The 2,004-nt window shown below is 54.6% G+C and carries 1 protein-coding gene; it reads right to left on the bottom strand.

Annotated elements, in window-relative coordinates; genetic code table 11:
* Positions 1–1,674: recombinase family protein (locus tag J2Y56_RS28330; RefSeq protein WP_310354118.1), on the bottom strand; the 1,674-nt coding region annotated here is incomplete at its 3' end.
* Positions 1,675–2,004: the final 330 nt, after the last annotated feature.

The raw sequence follows: 2,004 nt of genomic DNA, 5'->3' as shown, positions 1-2,004 counted from the left end.
AGTACGCCGCGTACGATCTTGCATACTTTTTTCTCTTGTGCCTGAGCCAGTCGACGTCTCGCTGGCGCTGAACCCGGGATCCGGATCAACCCGGAACACCACCAAAATTTCGTCCTTATGAATTTCGACACGTTTGACCAGGCCGCGGATGATCTCGCGCTTCGTGACGAAATCCACAGCACCCAATCGGTCATGGACAGCAGCGGCAAACTCTTCGAGACGATTAATGACGAGAAACAGCTCGCGTTGACCCACCTGATGACGCCGTGAGTCCTGAATCTGCTGATCAAGCTGTTCCAGACGGCTCTTCAAGTTTCGCATCTTTGGATCAAAGTCCATTTTGTCGATCATACCTTCGGCATAACTATCGATGAGCCGGGACTTGCCTTTCTCGAGTTGCAGTCGTTGTCGTTCCAGTGCAGCAGTATCAGGGTTTGTTTTTTCTTTTTCTTCGAGGATTCCCAGCCGACGCTCATATTCATTCTTTAGTCTTCCAGGATGGGCCAGCAGCTCAACAACCTGCTGCCACACCAGTTCATCAAGACGATCCGTTCGTATTTGCTGATTGTCACAGACGCGTTCGCCACCAAAGCGGTAGGCATCGGTTCCAATGCAACGATAATAGGCATAGTTCCGACGTTGGCCTTTGGCCGCTGCCTTGCTGACTTTTTTACCGTAATAGGCGTAGTGACAATGGCCGCAAACGGTCAAGCCCTGAAGCAGGTAAACTGCACCATGACCGCGCTGACGAGCCGATTTGCGATTTTCGGCAAGCTGTTCCTGAACCGACTGAAATAACCCTTCGCTGACGATTGCCGGTACGGATATCTCGACCCACTGACTTGGATCCGTACGTACGGTTGAATACCCCTTCCTGGGCACTTCCGCACTGTGGCGTTGCGCGCGTATCCGAGGTAAACGATCACGCGCCTGTGTTTTACCGAAAGCAGCTCGTCCCATGTACGCTGGATTTTGTAATAACCCCCACACGGTACTGCGATCCCAATACGGTTTACCTGAAGCGGTGACGGTGCCAGTAGCACCAAGACGCCGAACCACTTCGCCAATGCTCAGCCGCTCCATCCCAATCCATTGAAAGATGGCTCTGACCGTCGCTGCTTGCGCCAAGTCGATAACGTACTGTGCGGGTGCGCCATCAAGTTGCTTACGAATGTAGCGATAACCGTACGGCGCAGTCGACAGCACATTGATGCTGCCGCGTCTGGCGCCATGAAGCTTGCCGCGACGATGGCGCTCCATGATTTTGGCCCGTTCATACTCCGCAATCATGCCCTGCATCTGCAGCAGCAACGACTCCTCTGGCGTGACGCCAATGGCATGATTGAGGAACACGACCTCTACGCCGCACGCCGATAGTTCTTCCATCAGCAAGGCCTGGTGAGCATATTTTCGCGACAGCCGGTCTGGGGAGAGGACGTAGAGACGATCGACCAAGCCAAGTGCAGCGCGGTCTCTGAGCCGTTCCAATTGTGGGCGAATCAGCGTCGCGCCGCTGACGCCGGCGTCGACAAAGCGCATGTCTTCAGCAACCTGGGCTCCATCAGCCACGATCCGCTCTGTCAATGCGGCAATCTGGCTTTCAATCGTGCCGCGTTTAGCCTGTTGATCAGAGGATACCCTCGCATAGAACGCCACCATCACAGCCTGGCTCATTGCTCACCTCGCTTGGCAGCACGATGTTTTTTGACAGAGGGTTGAGATTGTGGCGATTCTGAGGAACCCCGCGTTTCTGTCGGTTTTAGCTGCTCGTAGACCCTCTCGAGCTGTTCACAAGAGAATCGATTTGGCTCAAAAGCCAGGCGAATACGCCAGATCCGCGGTTTTCGGCTCATGACTGAAGTCTCCCGTCAGTGGGGGCGATGACCTCAATGACGAGAACAATCTCGACGTCGGGGCATCCCGCATACCTCGGAGCAAAACTCTCCCTGGCGATGCGCAGCCCCCATTTTATCTGAGAGTTTGCTCTGTTGTTGCCGGCGCTAG

The organism is Pseudomonas sp. BE134 (assembly GCF_031456105.1).
Lineage (GTDB): Bacteria > Pseudomonadota > Gammaproteobacteria > Pseudomonadales > Pseudomonadaceae > Aquipseudomonas.
Note: the sequence above shows the minus strand (reverse complement) of the source record. Positions and strands in the feature narration are given on the sequence as shown.